We start from the raw sequence: 13,917 nt of genomic DNA on the forward strand, positions 1-13,917 counted from the left end.
CTCGCCCTCAGCCGATCTTGATGCGGGTGTCGGAGAGGTAGGCGTACTCCGGCACGACAAGGTTCGTGGGGGCCGGTCCCTTACGGATCCGGCCGGAGGTGTCATAGGTCGAGCCGTGGCACGGGCAGAACCAGCCGCCGAAATCACCGGCCCCGAAAGTCGGGATACAGCCCAGGTGGGTGCAGGAACCGATCAGGACCAGATACTGGCTGTGACCGTCCTTGACCCGCGCCGCGTCCGTTTCCGGATCCTTCAGATCCGTCAGCGGCGTCGCGGCCGCTTCCTGGATCTCCTTCGGCGTGCGGTAGCGCACGAACACGGGCTTGCCCTGCCATTTGATGACGACCTGCTGGCCTTCCTGGACCTTGCTCACATCAAATTCGATGGAGGCCAGCGCCAGGGTGTCGGCAGCCGGGTTCATGGTGTTGATCAGCGGCCAGGCCACCATCACACCCGCACCGACCGCGGCGGCGCCGGCAGCGATATGGATAAAGTCGCGACGGGTGGCTTCACCCTCGCCGTCGTTGGTCCCGACCGATTCGGTCACGTCTTACTCCTCGAACGCCACGCCCGTGCCCGATGGGGACGCCGTTGCCGCAGCACGAAAACCTTAGCCCACCCCTGCTGGACAGTGTGCGACCCACGTTTGCGGCGCATCGCCGCAAGCTGCTCACGCCTCCTGAGAAACGGTCGCATTTCGAGTCGCGACAAGTCCCGGAGGCGCGCGTATGAGGGCCTTAGAATGCGTCTCGCTCTTTTTCAACCAGCCATTCCTCAGAACGTCGGGGCCTGCATCCGCCTCAGCGCCTGTTTCGGCGTCGAATTGCACGTGATCGAGCCCGTCGGATTCACCTTCGACGACCGGGCGATGAAGCGCGCCGCCCTCGATTACGGCCCGCTCGGCCACATGATCCGGCACAGTGGCTGGGACCGGTTCCAGGCCGACCGGGGGCCCGGACGGCTGGTGCTGTTCACCACCCGCGGCGCGACGCCGCTGAACGATTTCGGCTTCCAGCCCGACGACACCCTGTTGTTCGGCAGCGAGACCTCGGGCGTGCCCGAACCGGTCCACGCCGCCGCCGACGCCCGGGTGGTGATTCCCCTGCGCCCCGAGGCCCGCTCCCTCAACCTGTCGGTCAGCGCCGGCATCGGCCTGTTCGAAAGTCTCAGACAGACCGACGGTCTGGTCTGAAGGCCTCGGTCACCGCAGGCGCGCGATCCCGGCGTCGATCTGTTCGGGCGCGATCTCGCCGACATGTGCCCGGACCAGCCGGCCATCGGACCCCAGGAACAGGGTGACCGGCAGGCCCACGGTGCCGTAGTGGCCCGGCACGGCCATGGCCCGGTCCAGCAGGACATTGTCGAGCTCGAGCCCGGCCCCCGCCAGCCAGCCGGCGACCTGCGTCTGGCCCTCCCCCTGGTTGACGAACAGGAAGCGGACGTCGGGATGGGCCTCCTGGGCCCGGGCCAGCGCCGGCATCTCGCGCCGACAGGGCGGGCACCAGGTCGCCCACAGGTTGATCACCGTGGGCCGCCCCTCGGTGGCGGCCAGGTTCACCGCCCCGCCCTCCAGCCGGGTCAGGACCATCGCCGGGGCCGGCGTCGGCTCCGTACCCGAGGTCAGTCGCGCCGTCGCCATCCCCGCGAGGATGCAGGCGATGACCGGCACCACCGCCCACAGTATCAGCCGCCGGTCCCGCAACATGACGATCGCCGAGACCGCCACCGGCAGCAGCGCCCATGGCCAGAGGAATCCCCCCTGCCACACCGCCAGCGCCCGCAGCGGGTCATCGGCGAAATAGCCCCAGTTGACGACCACATGGGCCAGACGCGCCCCGGCCAGCCCGGCCAGAACCGCCACCGTGCTCCAGGCGTTGAAGCGGGCGCTGACGCGACTCGCCAGCAGGCCCGCCCCCAGCAGGAAGACGACCACGCCCACGACGATGGCGACTCGTTCGCCGGACAGGACCAGGGGACCCAGTGCGATCGCATTCATGACGCTGCGGGCTCCGGCCGGATCGCCACAAGGTCGATCAGGGCCGACAGGCCGCTGTGGCCCGCTCCCTCTGTGATTCCGGCGTCGTAGCTGGCCAGCTCGACCCCCGTCATGTCCGCGAAGGCATCACGCAACAGGGCCTCGGTATAGAGATTCTCCACCTGCCCCGGCCCGCCGGTGCCATAGGCCAGCTGTTCCGGCCGGTACCCCTCCAGCAGCAGCAGGCCGCCCGGCTTCAGCGCCTGTTTCATCCGGGCGAACAGCCGGTCGCGCATGGCGGGCGGCGCGAACTGGACGAAGACCCCGACCACCACGTCTAAGGCCCCGACCGGCCAGTCCCAGGCATCGAGATCGGCCAGCTGCGCGTCGATCTCGACCCCGTGACGGGCCGCCAGGGCCCGGGCCTTGGCCACCGCCTTCGGCGAGATGTCGGTGCTGGTCACCGTCAGTCCCTGGCGCGCCAGCCAGACCCCGTTGCGCCCCTCCCCGTCCGCGACAGCCAGAACGGTCATGCCCGGCCGCAGCCGGTCTGCCTGTCGCTCCAGAAAGGCGTTCGGACGCTCGCCGAACAGATAGGACTCGTCGCCGTAGCGACCGTCCCAGAAGGCGCGGGCCTGTTCGGGAGTCATGATTTTCCTTTCGGGGTCGGGCGGCACCGGTCTCCGCAGTCGCGCACGTTCATCGCATGGCCGCCTTCAACGTCAAAAAGACGCCGCGTCCGGCCCCCGGCAGCCGCTCGCCCAGGGCGACGTCGGACTCCGCCACCCGGTTCCGTCCCGCCAGATGGGCGCGATAGTCGCGGTCGAACAGGTTCTCGACCCCGGCCTCCAGCTGGACGCCCGGCCGCAGACGCCAGGCGCCGCGCAGATTGACCACCGCATAGCCGCCGCTCGCCACCTCGTCATTGGTGGTCGAGACGTGGTTCTGACGCAGCGTTCCCGCCACCTCGGCCCCCAGCGACCAGTCCGTCTCATCCCAGGTCGCGGCCAGCCGCAGGGTCGGCGGGGCGATCCGGTACAGGTCATCGCTCACATCCCGGCGCTGGCCGCGCACCAGGCTCGTCACCCCGTCGAGACGGAGCCGGTCAGTGACCTGCAGGCCGAAATCCATGTCAAAGCCGTACAGGTCGGCGTCGACATTGGCGAAGCGCAGCGGGGTGGGGTCCCCGCTCATGGCCGCGACCATCTCGACCCGGGTATCGGCCACCCCGGGGGTGTCGTCGAACGGCACGCCCTGGATATAGCCGTCGACCCGCCGGTAATAGACGGTTGGCCGCGCCCAGGCCGATCCCCGTTGCCAGTCGAACCCGCCCTCGACGATCCAGGCCGTCTCGGGTCTGAGGCCCCGGTCCCCGACATAGACATTGCCATCCGCCAGACCGCCGCTCGCCTCGGTCGGCATCCACGAGAACCGCTCGACGGCATTGGGTGCCCGGGTCTTGCGCGCCAGGGTCAGGCGCGGGGTGAAGTCGCCGAGGTCACGCCAGAAGCGGGCCGCCAGATCGACGGTCTCGCCGCTCCAGTCCCGGTCACCGGCATTGAAGGCAACCGCCAGCAGGGTCGCCCCGGCGGCAACGGCCGAGCCTGTCCGGGCTTCATCCGCCGAGGCCCGGTGGGCGTCGGCCCGCACCCCCAGCTCCGTCTCGACACCCCGGACGGCCCCGCGCCACTCCAGATAGCCGCCGACACGCGACGATTCGATCCCGGGCAGGGAGGTGACGAAGAAGGCGGGATTGTCCGGATGGGTGATGGTGACCGACTTGTCGCCCCGGTCGAAATCGGCCCCGACGCTGAGGCTGCGCGCGGGCGTGCCGAGGATCAGCCGTGCCTCGCCCACCGTCGTCTCGGCGTCGGCCAGCGACAACCGCCGCATCGCGGCCATCGCCGGTCCCGGCCGCAGGCTGAAATTGTCCATCCCGTGCTCGACCCTCGTATGGCCCACTGACGCCTCCAGCCGCACGGTCGACTCCACCGGGCTGGCGAAGGACAGCCGGGCGAAATCGGTGTCGAAATACTGGATGTCCATGGCGAAAGGCGCGGTCCCGGTCGGACCGGTCTCCTGCCGCCTCAGGTCCAGCCCAAGGTCCCCCGTCGCGCTGCGCCAGCCCGCGGACAGGCCATAGGTATCCCGGCGGAAGCCGCTGTCCCGGATCACGCCGCCGGGGAAACGCATATCGCCGCCACTCTCATAGGCTCCCAGCAGATTGACCCTGAACCGGTCACTGGCCATGCCGACCACCCCGCCGACACTGTGGCTGTCGTCGACCGACCGGGCGCTGCTCATCAGGTCCCAGGCCGGGGCGAACGTCGTCCCCTCGCCGAAGCCGACCTCTTTCAGCTTCGCATTCACCCCGCCCGCCAGGGCCGGACCGTTGCGCACCGGGCTGATACCGCGGTCGACCTCGACCGTGCCGACCAGCGGCATCGGCGCATAGTGCAGCGGCGGGTCCATGGCATTGGGTCCACCGCCGTGGAAACGCTGGCCGTTGACCCGGGTCAGTACCCGGTCACCGAACAGGCCCCGGTACTGGACCTGGCCCGACAGGCCGCCATTGTCGATCAGCGCCGCCCCGGGCAGGCGGGCCACCAGGCCGGCGCTGTCGGGGGCCACGGCGGCCACGCCCTCGGGCCGGGCGGCATCGATCGCGCTATCGGGACGGGCTCCGGTGACGACGATCTCGTCCAGCAGGGAGGCATCCTGCGCATGGGCGGGCATGGCGGCCATCAGGGGCGCGCCGAACAGCAGGGCACAGGCCCCGGGGGTCATTCTCATGGAAAAAACTCGATCTGAAATCTGAACGTCGCCAACAGGGCGACAGAGGGGTCCGCCCATCCGTCGACGACGGGGCGGCTCGGCAGGGTCGCGGTTTCAGATCGACAGGGGTGGCGCGCGCGCCGGCGGAGGCGGACCTTCAGAGCGGGTGGCCGACGGGGGATCACGCCGGGCGAAGCCGGACTCGCGGACAACAGCAGGGACCACCGGTCGTGGCAGCGGCGGGGGATTGTCCGCGCCTGTGACCATGGCCACAGCGGCGAAGGCACAGACCGGGGCCGCGTCGGTCGCCCCCTTGTGGTCGGGGTCGCCATGGGTGTCCGCCGGCGCGGTCGCGCTGCAGATCACCAGATGGAAGCCGTCGTCGGCGACGTCCGGCATATAGCCGACCGGGATCAGCGCCCGCAGGGTGACGCTGAACAGCAGCGCCAGCAGCGCCACCGCAAACCTCAATGTCAGGCGTTCCCCCGAGTGCATGGCTCGCCTTCGCCGCCCGCCCCCGGCGACGCAAGGTGACAGGTCGTCGCGCGTCCGCCGGCTCCGGTGCCCCCGGGCGCTATTCCGGCGCGGTTTCGGCGGTCAGCCGGGCCAGCGAGGGTCGCGCGCCCGCCTTGCTCGCCGCCACCGTCTCGACCGCCCGCATGACCCGCAGGATGTTCTCCCCGGCCAGTTTGCGGATGTCCGCCTCGCTCCAGCCATTGGCCATCAGGGCCGCAAGGATACGCGGATAGGCGTCGACCCCGGTGATGCCCTCGGGCAAGGCCCCCACCCCGTCGAAATCGCCGCCGAGGCCGACATGGTCGATACCGGCCACGTCACGGACATGCTGGATGTGGGCCACGACGTCGGCGATCGTCGCATGGGGCTGGGGGTGGGTGTCGAACCAGTCCTTCATCGCCAGCTCGATCGCGGCATTGTCGGCCGGGCGCGGCACCAGCGCCTCAACCTCGGCCGTGGCCTCCAGACCCCAGAGTCGGGCGGCCTCACTGACGAAGCTCGGCACGAAGGTGACCATCACCACCCCGCCATCCTCCGGCATCAGTCGCAACACGGTGTCGGGCACATTGCGGGCATGACCGGTCACCGCGCGCGCCGAGGAATGCGAGAAGATCACCGGCGCGTCCGACACCCGCATGGCATCCAGCATGGTCTCTTCCGAGACGTGGCTCAGGTCGACCATCATCCCCAGACGGTTCATCTCGCGCACCACATCCTCGCCGAACGGGTTCAGCCCGCCCCATTTCGGGGCGTCGGTCGCACTGTCGGCCCAGCTGGTGGTGCGCGAATGGGTCAGGGTGATGTAGCGGGCCCCGGACGCATGGAACTCCCGCAGCAGGCCCAGCGAATCATCGATCGAATAGCCGCCCTCCATGCCGATCAGCGAGGCGATCTTGCCGCGCCGTTGAATGCGCTCGATGTCGGCAGCGGTGGTGGCCAGCTCGAACACATCCGGATGGGCGGCGACGATGCGCTTGACCGTATCGATCTGTTCGAAGGTCGCCACGGCCGCATCGGGCGGACTCAGCGACGCCGGCACATAGACCGACCAGAACTGGCCGCCGACGCCCCCGGCGCGCAGGCGCGGAATGTCGGTGTGCAGCACGGTCGAGGCATCGAGATTGACGGTCAGGTCCACCGCGTGCGGATCATTGCCAAACCCCTCGCGCAGCGCCCAGGGCAGGTCGTTGTGGCCGTCGATCACCGGCGTGGTGCGCAGGATCCTCTGCACCCGTGCCTCGGCCGCCGCATCGGTGGACTGGGCCGGCGCCGGGCCGGCCAGGACCGCAAGCGCGGCAGCGGTGAGCAGGGTGGTGCGGATCATGGGACTCTCCGGAAACAACGACGCGCGACGGTGGCACAGGACCGGGCGAAGGCAAAGCGGGCCGGTCACCCCCTTCTGCTGTCGTCATCCCGGGGGCGCGAAGCGAACCCCTCTTTGCTGTCGTCATCCTCCGGCAAGCCGCGTCTTCGCGGCGCAGACCGGGGGACCCGGCGGCGCGCGGCGCGCGAAACGGTCTGGCACGGTCGGTGCGGCCCCTCGCCCTCGCTACGCTCGCGCGCCGCTGGGTCCTCCGGTCTCGCACCCGCAAGCGCGGGCGCTCGCCGAAGGATGACGACAGCGGAAAACTGCGAGGTCTTTTGCAAAAATCCGCACATCGGTGACGGTCGAACTCCTGCTATTTCAACCCCCTACCCAAATCCCCGCCCAAACTTCCCGCCCGGGTCCCACTCCGTGCCAGACTCTCCCCCGTCCCGTCGCAAGGAAGGGCCGCCTGGCCTGCGACCTGGTGTGTGGCGGGAGTGGTGAAGCGGGGTCAGGGACGAGGGGGATACTCGTTCGGTCCGGGGACCGTGTCGCAAGAACGACCCGCCCGTCAGGGGCGCTGCGGTAAGGCGCCAAGACCGCCACCCGACGCAAGCTCCTGAAAACTCGCCACGCGGAGCGTCGGTCTTCGTCGAAACGGTAGTCTGTTCTTCTTCCGGGCGAAGGCCCGGCGCTCCGCCTGCCCTTCCCTCACCGTCGCCGGTCCGGCGCGCGGCGCGACCGTCTGCCCGGTAGCGAAGACGGTCCCGATATGGTTCAAGCCTGCCCATGAGCGACGCCCATCACACCGACCCGCTGGACCAGAAGAAGGCCGAGACCCGCGCCTGGTTCGAAACCCTGCGCGACAATATTCACAGCGCCTTCGAAACCCTCGAGGACCAGGCCCCCGATGATCTATTCCCCGGCGAGCCGGGCCGGTTCGTCCGCACCCCCTGGCAGCGGCCCGACGGCGGCGGCGGCGTCATGGGCATGATGAGCGGACGGCTGTTCGAAAAGGTCGGGGTCCATGTCTCGACCGTGCACGGCACCTTCCCCGCCGAATATGCCAAGACCATTCCCGGCGCGGCCGAGGATCCGCGCTTCTTCGCGACCGGCATCAGCCTGATCGCCCATCCGGTCAGCCCGCGCGTCCCCGCCGTCCACATGAACACCCGCTTCATCACCACGACGAAAAGCTGGTTCGGCGGCGGCGGCGACCTGACCCCGGTGCTGGACGTCGATCGCCACGCCGACGCCCCGGACACGGTCGATTTCCACGTCGCCATGAAGGCCGCCTGCGATGCCCATGACCCCGAGTGGCACGCCAAATTCAAACAGTGGTGCGATGAGTATTTCTGGTTGGCCCACCGCAACGAGCCGCGCGGCACCGGCGGCATCTTCTACGACCACCACGACAGCGGCGACTATGCGAAGGATTTCGCCTTCACCCGCGACGTCGGCAGCGCCTTTCTCGACGTCTACCCCCGCCTCGTCGCCCGCCGCATGGCCGAGGCCTGGACCGAAGACGAACGCGAGGAACAGCTGATCCGCCGCGGCCGCTATGTCGAGTTCAACCTGCTCTACGACCGCGGCACCATGTTCGGGCTCAAGACCGGCGGCAATGTCGACTCCATCCTCAGCTCCATGCCGCCCGTGGTGAAATGGCCGTGATCAGCCGGTGAGGAAACGCCGGATCCAGCCCCCGACGCGGGCACAGTCATTGGGCCCCTTCAGGCTCTCCAGCGCCGGATCGACCAGCGCCCGGCCGATCCGGTCGTAGCGACCGCCGGTCAGGTCGGCGGTGAATTCGGGGGTGAATTCCGGATGCGGCTGCATCGAGATGGCGTCCTCACCCCAGGCCAGTCCGGCGAATGGGGTGAAGGCGCTGCGCAGCCAGATGCGGGCGTCCGCGGGCCGCTCGACCACCTGGTCCTGATGCGAGGCCGGCAGGGCCACCGTCGTCGCCGGCGGTGCCATCCACGGCTCGGCGGAGACCACCTGATAGGCATGCAGGCCGACGCCCCAGCCCTTGTCGGATTTCTCGACCCGCCCGCCCAGGGCCTGGGCCATGGCCTGGTGACCGAAACAGATCCCGACCAGCCGGGTGCGCCCCCGGGCCGCGCGGATCCAGTCCAGCAGGTCGGCGATCCAGGCGTCGGCCTCATAGACCCCGCTGGCCGAGCCGGTGATGATGACCCCGTCGAACGCCGCCGCCTCCGGCCATTCGCCCGCCGCCACGTCAAAGGCCCGGCAGACGAAATCCTCGCCCAGCAGGGCCTGGAACATGGCCGGATAATCGCCATATCGCTCGCCCAGGGCCGGTGGCGGCGTACCCGTCTCAAGAATGGCGATACGGATCATTCACGTCCCCGGGTTGGCCGACCATGTCCACACGGGCAGACGCCGGAGCCAACACAGTCTAGAAGACGCAACCATGACCGAAGCTGCCCCTGTCGTCCTGATCAATGTCTTCAAATGCGATCCGGCGCATCAGGACGCCCTGATGGAGCATCTGACCGCCATGGCCCGGATCCAGTCCGGCCTCGACGGCTTCATCTCCCAGACCCTGCATCGCGGCCTGAACGGCAAGGTCGTGGCCAATCACGCGGTCTGGGCCTCGGCCGAGGCGTGGAAGGCGATGAGTCGCCATCCCGCCATCGCCGCCGCCATGGGTCCGATCATGACCATCGCCACCTTCGAACCCCACCTCTACGATCCCGGCGAGGTCTTCCTCCCGACCTAGGCGGTAACCCAGACCTCGGCCCGCGCCCCGGCCTCACCCAGCCGGTCCGCGACCCAGCCACAGACCTCGGTCGCGGCATCCTCGGCACCCCGGGGGGGATTCAGCACCACCAGGGCACAGCCGTTCATCTTCATCGGATTGGTCAGTGGCCGCAGCCGCGCCTCGGCCACCAGCGCCCGTCCGGCCCCGCCCTGATCCAACCGTCGCAGGAAACCGTCAAAGGTCTCCATGTCCTTCATCGGCGTCCAGATCGCCACCGTTGCGCGCGGATCGGCGCGCATGATCGCCGCCGCCGTATCCGCGGCCCGGTGATAGTCATCCGGCTGCTCAAACGGCGGATCGATCAGGACGAAACTGCCCGGATTGGCCAACGCCTCGGCCAGCACCTGATCATAGCCGTCCCCGCCCCTGGCTCCGGCCCCGGCAAACGGCTCCAGCACCTCACCCAGCAGCGCCAGCACCGGCGGATTCAGTTCGAATCCGACATAGCGATCCCCCGACCGCAGTCGGGTCGCGACCAGCAGCGGCGAGCCCGGATAGAACCGTACCCCGCCGCCCGGATTGGTCTGCGCAACCGCCTCGGCCAGGGTCTCGATCAGTGGCGGGCGCGCCTCGCTGGCCATCAGCCGGTCGATCCCCGCCTCGGCCTCGCGCGATCGTACCGCGTCCCCGGTCAGATCGTAGAGCCCGGCCCCGGCATGGCTATCCAGAACCGTCACCGGCCCCGCAGCCTGCCTCTGCTCCAGCAGCCACAGCATCAGGGCGTGCTTGACCAGATCGGCGAAATTTCCGGCGTGAAAACTATGGCGATAATTCATGCCTGCTCGTCCCCCTCCCGGCGACTGCGGTCAAGGGCAGGCCCTATCGACGGGTCAGGCCTTGTCCCAGTTCAGGATCACCTTGCCCGACTGCCCCGACTTCATCGCGGCGAAGCCGTCGCGATACTGGTCATAGGGCAGGCGGTGGGTGATCAGGGGCTGCAGGTCCAGACCGGCCTTCAGCAGGCCCAGCATCTTGCGCCAGGTGGTGAACATCTCGCGCCCGTAAACGCCCTTGATGGTCAGAGCCTTGAGGATGATCGCACCCCAGTCCGTCTCCATCGGCCTGGACGGAATACCCAGCATGGCCATGCCGCCACCCATGATCAGGGTGTCGACGCACTGTTTGAAGGCGATCGGCGAACCCGACATCTCCAGGGCCACGTCAAAGCCGACCTTCATGCCCAGTTCGTGGATCACGTCGTGCAGGTCCTCGCGCGTGGTGTTGACCGTCCGCACCCCCGGCGCGACCTTCTGGGCCAGCTCGAGGCGATAGTCGTTGATGTCGGTCAGGACGACGGTCCGGGCCCCGGCATGGCGGGCAACGGCGGCGGCCATGATGCCGATCGGCCCGGCCCCGGTCACCAGCACGTCCTCGCCCAGCAGGTCGAACTGCTGGGCCGTGTGCACGGCATTGCCGAACGGATCCAGCAGGGCCCCGATCTCGTCGGGCACCTCATCGGGCAGTTCGATGACGTTGAAGGCCGGAACCACCACGAATTCGGCGAAGGCCCCCTGACGGTTGACGCCGATACCGCGCGTGGCCGGATCCAGATGGAAATGGCCGGCCCGGGCCGCTTCCGAATTCAGATTGATCACATGCCCCTCGGCCGAGACCCGCTGGCCGATCTTCAGCGGCCGGTCGATGGCGCTGCCGACGGCAACGATCTCGCCGGCGAACTCGTGGCCGGTGATCATCGGCATCGGCACATTCTTCTGCGACCACTCGTCCCAGTTCCAGATGTGGATGTCGGTGCCGCACACGGCCGTGCGATGCACACGGATCAGCACGTCCTCGGGACCGGCGACCGGGATCGGGGCCTCGATCAGGTCGAGTCCCTCGGTCGGCGAGGTCTTGGCCAGGGCCTTCATCATGTCAGCCATCAGATGACTCCCAGTTCGCGACCGGCCGTCGTGAAGGCCGCTACGGTTTGATCGATATGGTCGAAGCTGTGCGCCGCCGACATCTGCGTGCGGATCCGGGCGGCACCACGCGGCACGACCGGGAAGGAGAAGCCGATCACATAGACGCCCGATTCCAGCAGCCGCGCCGCCAGGGTCTGGGCCAGTTTGGCGTCACCCAGCATTACCGGAATGATCGGATGCTCACCGGCCAACAGGTCGAAGCCCGCCGCGGTCATCGCGGCGCGATAGCGGGCGGCATTGGCGGTCAGCTGGCTGCGCAGGGCGTCGCCCTCATCACCCTGGGCGATACGAATGGCCTCCAGGCTGGAGCCGCACACGGCCGGGGCCAGGGCGTTGGAGAACAGATAGGGCCGCGCCCGCTGTTTCAGCAGGTCGACGACGGCCTTCCGGGCACAGATGAAGCCGCCCATCGCTCCGCCCAGCGCCTTGCCGAAGGTGCCGGTGACGAAATCGACCTCGACGCCATGGTGGGCGTACGAGCCTCGCCCCTTGGGACCGAGGAAGCCGGTGGCGTGGCAGTCATCGACCATGATCAGGGCGTCGTATTTGTCCGCCAGCGCCCGGACGTCCTTCAGCCTCGCGATATACCCATCCATCGAGAAGGCCCCGTCGGTGGCGATGACGATATTACGCGCGCCAGCCTCCCGGGCCTCCTTCAGCCGACTCTCCAGCTCGTCCATGTCGGAGTTGGCGAAGCGATAGCGCTTGGCCTTGCACAGCCGGACACCGTCGATGATCGAGGCGTGGTTCAGACTGTCGGAGACGATGGCGTCCTCGGCCCCGAACAGCGGTTCGAAGATGCCGCCGTTGGCGTCAAAGGCCGCAGCGAACAGGATCGTATCCTCAAAGCCGAGATAGTCGGCGATGGCCCGTTCCAGCGTCTTGTGAATTTCCAGCGTGCCGCAGATGAAGCGCACCGAGGCCGTGCCCGCGCCCCAGCGCTGCTGGGCCTCAATGCCTGCCTGGACGACGCGTTCGTCGCCGGCGAGACCCAGATAGTTGTTGGCGCAGAAATTCAGCACCTGTCGGCCCCCGACCTCGATCACCGGTCCCTGGCGCGAGGCGATGACCCGCTCGGGCTTGGTCAGCCCCTGGGCGTCGATATCGACGAGTTCAGCGGCAACGCGGTCATAAAAGCTGGTGGTCATGGGGCCTCAGTCGTCGGTTCAAGGCGGCGGATTACGCGGTTTCGTCCTGCGGTTCCAGCGTTGCGGTCAGGGCTGGGCCGGTCCGGGCACGGACGGTGCGATCTCCGCCGGGACGGGATCCACGACCGGACGAAAGGGGCTCACCCGGATTCGGCTACCGCAGGGGGTCAGGGCATGAGCCAGCCAGACCGGCGACGTGTCTCCCGGTGCCGTCATCCGGATTCGCGCTGCGGTTGGACAGACGGTTTCCCCCTCCGCCTCATGCGGCACGACATTCCAGGCGAGATCGAACCAGGCCCGCCCGCCCGGGGGCAGGGCCACGGCCCCCGGCGTTTGACCGCTGCGGAAATAGGAGCCGGGGCTGGTCTCGGCCCGCACACTGGCCAGGGCGCGATTGCGATCATCGACCAGACTGATGGCTGGATAGCCGGACAGGCTGCAAGCGCCAGTGCCCAGATTGCGTACCGCAACGACGGCGACCCGGTTGCCCATGCCTGCGTCACCGCCGGCCTCCTCCAGCTGAAGCTGCGGCCCCTTGCAGGGCGGTGGCGACGGCGCGTCCCTGACGGGTGTCGGCACCGGCAACACTGTCGGCTGGACCGGATCCGGCCCGCTGACAGGGCGGGCACACTGTTCCAGGACCACCCCGCCGGGCGAACCGTCCGCACCGGCCCGGGTCAGGACCGCATGGTCGAGACCGTCCGATACGGTGGTCGACCAGGCCATGTCCGCACCGACATAACGGGCACCGGTCGCCGCGCCGACCTGGACCAGGGCGTAGTCCTGACCGAGATAGGCCAGGCGGATCGAGGTTGCGTCCGGATAGGCGACGGCGATTTCGCGACCACTCGCGCAGGCATAGGTGGTAGCCGCGCCGGTCGCCACCGGTGTGGTCGGGGCGTCAATCGCCACCGGCGGTCCCGGTTCAGGGCTGCATCCCGCCGATGCGACAGCAGCGACTGCCAGAAGACCAGCCGTCAGTTGGAAACGGATCGCATGCATGAAACAGTCCTTACGAAGGCTCGCAAAGCAACGTTCGTCCTCGGTAAAGGCTCCGATACCGGAGCCACAGCAAGGCCTGAATCAAAAAAACCCCACAGCCGGGGCCATGGGGTTCTGAACTTTGGGTGCGGGAGTAGGATTTGAACCTACGACCTTCAGGTTATGAGCCTGACGAGCTACCGGGCTGCTCCATCCCGCGACAAAGATGGAAAGAGAAATTTGTGAAGGAAGAATGGGTTCGAGAAGCTCATCTTTATCTGTCTGGTAGACCCGGCGGCGACCTACTCTCCCGCGCCTTGAGACGAAGTACCATTGGCTCTGGAGACCTTAACGACCGAGTTCGGAATGGGATCGGGTGGGGAATCTCCGGCATAACCACCAGGTCAACCGGACAGATAAAGATGAGAGAAGACATTGTCAGTTTTAGTAAAATCGAATGAGTTTTGCTGAGAAACGATCAAGCCGATCGGATTATTAGTACCAGTAAG

The 13,917-nt window shown here is 68.1% G+C and carries 14 protein-coding genes, 1 tRNA gene and 1 rRNA gene; 3 read left to right on the forward strand and 13 right to left on the reverse strand.

The features are described 5' to 3' along the window. Positions 1-7: 7 nt before the first annotated feature. Positions 8-547, reverse strand: coding sequence for a ubiquinol-cytochrome c reductase iron-sulfur subunit (gene petA / locus PSV00_RS11500; RefSeq protein WP_300447278.1), 540 nt, complete (start codon positions 545-547; stop codon positions 8-10). Between the two features lie 195 nt (positions 548-742). On the opposite strand from petA, the gene PSV00_RS11505 reads away from it, so the two are divergent. Further along, the gene (locus PSV00_RS11505) at positions 743-1,192 is read left to right on the forward strand and encodes a tRNA (cytidine(34)-2'-O)-methyltransferase (RefSeq protein ID WP_300447281.1); all 450 of its coding nucleotides are present in this window, start codon (positions 743-745) and stop codon (positions 1,190-1,192) included. A 9-nt stretch (positions 1,193-1,201) separates the two neighbouring features. Here PSV00_RS11505 and PSV00_RS11510 read toward each other — a convergent pair whose 3' ends face one another. The 5 genes from PSV00_RS11510 to PSV00_RS11530 form a co-directional block, all read right to left on the reverse strand. Further along, on the reverse strand, positions 1,202-1,996 hold the full coding sequence (locus PSV00_RS11510; protein ID WP_300447284.1) for a TlpA disulfide reductase family protein: 795 nt from the start codon (positions 1,994-1,996) through the stop codon (positions 1,202-1,204). After that, positions 1,993-2,625 carry a class I SAM-dependent methyltransferase gene (locus PSV00_RS11515; RefSeq protein WP_300447287.1) on the reverse strand — a complete coding sequence of 211 codons (633 nt, stop codon included), beginning with the start codon at positions 2,623-2,625 and terminating at the stop codon, positions 1,993-1,995. The genes PSV00_RS11510 and PSV00_RS11515 overlap by 4 nt, the downstream gene beginning before the upstream one ends. 49 nt (positions 2,626-2,674) lie before the next feature. After that, a complete protein-coding gene (locus PSV00_RS11520; RefSeq protein WP_300447290.1) occupies positions 2,675-4,768 on the reverse strand; it encodes a TonB-dependent receptor in 2,094 nt (697 codons plus the stop codon). Between the two features lie 96 nt (positions 4,769-4,864). After that, positions 4,865-5,245, reverse strand: a complete 381-nt coding sequence (locus PSV00_RS11525) for a DUF2946 family protein (RefSeq protein WP_300447293.1) — start codon at positions 5,243-5,245, stop codon at positions 4,865-4,867. Positions 5,246-5,324: 79 nt separating this feature from the next. After that, the gene (locus PSV00_RS11530; protein ID WP_300447295.1) at positions 5,325-6,590 is read right to left on the reverse strand and encodes a dipeptidase; all 1,266 of its coding nucleotides are present in this window, start codon (positions 6,588-6,590) and stop codon (positions 5,325-5,327) included. Positions 6,591-7,361: 771 nt separating this feature from the next. Between PSV00_RS11530 and hemF the strand changes: the two genes are divergently transcribed. Continuing rightward, positions 7,362-8,243, forward strand: a complete 882-nt coding sequence (gene hemF, locus PSV00_RS11535) for an oxygen-dependent coproporphyrinogen oxidase (RefSeq protein WP_300447297.1) — start codon at positions 7,362-7,364, stop codon at positions 8,241-8,243. Here hemF and PSV00_RS11540 read toward each other — a convergent pair whose 3' ends face one another. Next, a complete protein-coding gene (locus tag PSV00_RS11540; RefSeq protein ID WP_300447300.1) occupies positions 8,244-8,933 on the reverse strand; it encodes a type 1 glutamine amidotransferase in 690 nt (229 codons plus the stop codon). Between the two features lie 73 nt (positions 8,934-9,006). Here PSV00_RS11540 and PSV00_RS11545 point away from each other — a divergent pair, with 73 nt between their 5' ends. Beyond that, complete coding sequence (locus PSV00_RS11545; RefSeq protein ID WP_300447302.1) at positions 9,007-9,315, forward strand: antibiotic biosynthesis monooxygenase family protein; 309 nt, start codon at positions 9,007-9,009, stop codon at positions 9,313-9,315. On the opposite strand, the gene rlmJ is transcribed toward PSV00_RS11545, so the two are convergent. The 6 genes from rlmJ to rrf all read right to left on the reverse strand — a co-directional run bounded on the left by rlmJ (position 9,312) and on the right by rrf (position 13,812). Beyond that, positions 9,312-10,133 carry a 23S rRNA (adenine(2030)-N(6))-methyltransferase RlmJ gene (gene rlmJ, locus PSV00_RS11550; protein ID WP_300447305.1) on the reverse strand — a complete coding sequence of 274 codons (822 nt, stop codon included), beginning with the start codon at positions 10,131-10,133 and terminating at the stop codon, positions 9,312-9,314. The genes PSV00_RS11545 and rlmJ overlap by 4 nt on opposite strands. A gap of 54 nt (positions 10,134-10,187) precedes the next feature. Then, positions 10,188-11,225 (reverse strand): L-threonine 3-dehydrogenase, encoded by a 1,038-nt coding sequence (tdh, locus tag PSV00_RS11555; protein WP_366944657.1) that lies wholly within the window; start codon positions 11,223-11,225, stop codon positions 10,188-10,190. A gap of 11 nt (positions 11,226-11,236) precedes the next feature. Then, entirely contained in the window at positions 11,237-12,427 is a 1,191-nt protein-coding gene (locus PSV00_RS11560) for a glycine C-acetyltransferase (RefSeq protein ID WP_300447311.1), read from the reverse strand. A 66-nt stretch (positions 12,428-12,493) separates the two neighbouring features. Beyond that, positions 12,494-13,339, reverse strand: coding sequence for a DUF4232 domain-containing protein (locus PSV00_RS11565; protein ID WP_300447314.1), 846 nt, complete (start codon positions 13,337-13,339; stop codon positions 12,494-12,496). 212 nt (positions 13,340-13,551) lie between these two features. Then, positions 13,552-13,628: transfer RNA gene (locus PSV00_RS11570), tRNA-Met, on the reverse strand. Between the two features lie 69 nt (positions 13,629-13,697). Beyond that, a 5S ribosomal RNA gene (rrf, locus tag PSV00_RS11575) occupies positions 13,698-13,812 on the reverse strand. Between the last annotated feature and the right edge of the window lie 105 nt (positions 13,813-13,917).

The sequence above is a fragment of the Brevundimonas sp. genome (assembly GCF_029945885.1).
Taxonomy (GTDB): domain Bacteria; phylum Pseudomonadota; class Alphaproteobacteria; order Caulobacterales; family Caulobacteraceae; genus Brevundimonas.